Genomic DNA, 2,956 nt, shown 5'->3' with positions numbered 1-2,956 from the left:
GATTACATCTGATATTTGATTTGTTTGTATATGCTTTTCTTGTTAATTGTATTATTTGGTAGGTTTCTCGTTGTATTGTTCTCTTTTTGCGGGTCTTTATTTTTTTTCAAGCAAAAGACGACATACTAAAAATCAGCCTGTACCCGTGGCTCAGAGATGTGTACAAAAGACAGTACGGATTCAGCTAAATGTCCCAGTGAATATCAAAATTGAATTTAACGTCAGAATATTTGATTGATAATCTGAACCCAACATGGTCACCAATCCAAAATTGGTGCAAGATATTATTGATGAAATTAATGATCCTGATATGTCTATAGAGTTAAAAGATAGAGTTGCTAAATAAGAGTCAGTAAATATACAACTAAATAGGCAATAATATTAAAAAATAGTCACATATAGGCTTTCTCTTGTGTACCTATGTCTAAACTGATTAATACCGATAATAAAAACCCTCTAGCTGATGGCTAGAGGGTTTTGCAGTATTATTGGATTAAGCTTTTCAACTCGCTGCTTTTGGTTTATGGCTTTTGTTTAGTGATTTAGCGTTGTAATGCCATAACGACTGATTGCAGTGGGGCTAATTGCACATCAATAGTGGCGCTGCTGTCGCTCTGTAACACGAGCTGCTGAGTCAACAGAGTGTAGTTGAGTAAGTCTTTAACGGGTGTGTTTTTAATTATGTGCCATTGGTTAATCAGAGTGTGTGGCAATGTTAGGGTAAACTGCTTGCTTTGGTGTTGGCTAAAGTTACTGACAATGATCAACTGCTGGTCTGCATTAAAACGGCTAAAGGCAAATACCTCATCATCGTACCCCTGGGTATTAAGTTGGCGCTGTAGCGTGTCTAATTCGATATATTCGCCAGTTAATGCTGATGCACTATGGCTTAGGGTTAACAAGGTTTGGTAATAAGCCCGTAATGTCTTTTCATCAGATGTTGACTGTCCGCCATCAAACTTGCCGTTGTTCATCCAGCGTTGATGAGCAGGCACGCCAACATAATCAAAAATACTGGTGCGAGTCGGTTGTCCAAAGCCTGCATTTTCAGCGCCTGATTCACCTACTTCTTGACCAAAATACAGTAAGGTGGGAGAGCGACTTAACGTTGCAGACACCACCATCGCTGGCAGTGCATTAAATGGATTTCGAGCAAAGTCGGCTGTGTTGATGCGTTGTTCGTCGTGGTTTTCTAAAAAATGCAGCATATGCTGATCGATGTCGCTGACTTTGGCTTGAACTGTGGCAATGGCTGCTGTACTGGCCTTACCTTGAATTATGGCTTTTAAGGTGTCATATAAATCGACTTTGTCGTATAAGTAATCCATTTTACCTAAATGAATATAATCGCGATATAAATCGGGGTTATACACCTCAGCCAGAATAAACGCATTTGGGTTGGTGTGCTTAATGTGGCTGTTGAGGTAACTCCAAAATTCAACTGGTACCATTTCAGCCATGTCGTAGCGAAAACCATCTACGCCTTTGGCTAGCCAATATTGGGCGATGTGCTCAAACTTACGCCATGAATCTGGAATGTCATCGGCCGCTTGTGCTTGCCAAAAGGCTAAATGCTCGGCTGCGGTTTTATTTGCATAATCATTAGGCAGTGCAGGGAAGTCATGGCTGCCATCGGGTTTGACTCCGTAATTTATTTTAACGGTTTCGTACCAATCGTTAGCATCGGGCTTGGCTAAACGTGAGCCGTTGCCGGTCCATTTTGCCGGTGACTCGGCAAACTTTGCGTCGATGAGGGGATGTGTTTCGCCGCCTAATGGCAGATAACCATCCGATGCTTGTGGGACTTGAAAGTCTTCACCGACCACATAATAGAAATTGTTGTGTCTACTATAGGTGTTAGTTTTATCGTCGTTAGCACCAAAGTCTGGCTCGCCTTTTGGCGCTGAAATAGAATGATAATTGCGCGCGACATGATTAGGCACTATGTCGATAATTACCTGCATGCCATTGGCATGAGTACGACCGATTAAGGCTTCGAATTCTGCCAAGCGATTAGCCGGATTATCAGCTAAATCTGGATTAACGTTGTAGTAGTCTTTTACCGCATATGGTGAGCCCGCGCGGCCTTTTACCACATCAGGATCATCATTACTAATACCATCATCCGTATAGTCATTGACCAACGCATGATGCGGTACGCCGGTATACCAAACGTGAGTGGTGCCTAAGGATTTAATATCTCGTAATGCCACATCGGTAAAATCACTGAATTTTCCTACGCCATTTTCGGCAATAGTTCCCCAAGCTTTATTGGTGGTATTGGTGTTGCCATACAGGCGAGTGAATACTTGATATACCACCGGTTTGGCTGTTGTAGCAGTTTGGTTTATTTGAGTAACTGATACGTTTTCGTTATCGTTTTTTACCGCAGTATCAGTTTGTTCAACGGTATTGGGTTGGCAAGCGCTTAATCCTAATCCCAGCATACTGGCTAGTACCAATGCCTTAGAGGTTGGGGAAGGTCGGTGAAGTTGGCTTGCTAACGGTTTAATGATGGTGCCCATGAGTCTCTCTTTTATTATTTTTATGGGAGTGGTTCTATTGAAGAACATAGAACCACTCCTTAATTTCAAATAACGGATCAAAATATCAGTGATAAAAATCAACGGTTCAGTTTAAGAATCGTGACACCTTTATTGGATAACGTAAGCGGTTTAGATAATGAATACGTTTGTTTGTTGATAATATCAACGCCAGCAGTGTTGTGATTAATAGCAGGTTTAAAACGTTGTAAATCAAGCTCAATGGCGTGGCTGTTTTTATTGTAAATGATCAGTAACGTTTCATCGCCTTGATGACGACTTTGAACATAAACACCGTCTTTTGGCACAAAGTGCTGTAATTTACCCTGTTGAATCGCTAATGAATTTTTACGGTAATTTAATAATGTACGTACGAAGGTAAGTGCTTCGGTTTGTTGTGCATTCAAACCTTT

2 protein-coding genes are annotated in these 2,956 nt (G+C 41.1%); both read right to left on the bottom strand.

Annotation, left to right across the window (positions count from 1 at the left end; genetic code table 11):
* Nucleotides 1-542: 542 nt before the first annotated feature.
* A complete protein-coding gene (locus tag CXF78_RS18720; protein ID WP_257984948.1) occupies nucleotides 543-2,525 on the bottom strand; it encodes an alpha-amylase family protein in 1,983 nt (660 codons plus the stop codon).
* A 98-nt stretch (nucleotides 2,526-2,623) separates the two neighbouring features.
* On the bottom strand, nucleotides 2,624-2,956 hold a 333-nt coding region (locus tag CXF78_RS18715; protein WP_180957217.1), incomplete at its 5' end, for a cyclomaltodextrinase C-terminal domain-containing protein.

This window comes from Shewanella sp. 11B5 (assembly GCF_002836795.1).
GTDB classification, from domain to species: domain Bacteria; phylum Pseudomonadota; class Gammaproteobacteria; order Enterobacterales; family Shewanellaceae; genus Shewanella; species Shewanella frigidimarina.
This window is presented reverse-complemented; position numbering and strand designations above follow the sequence as displayed.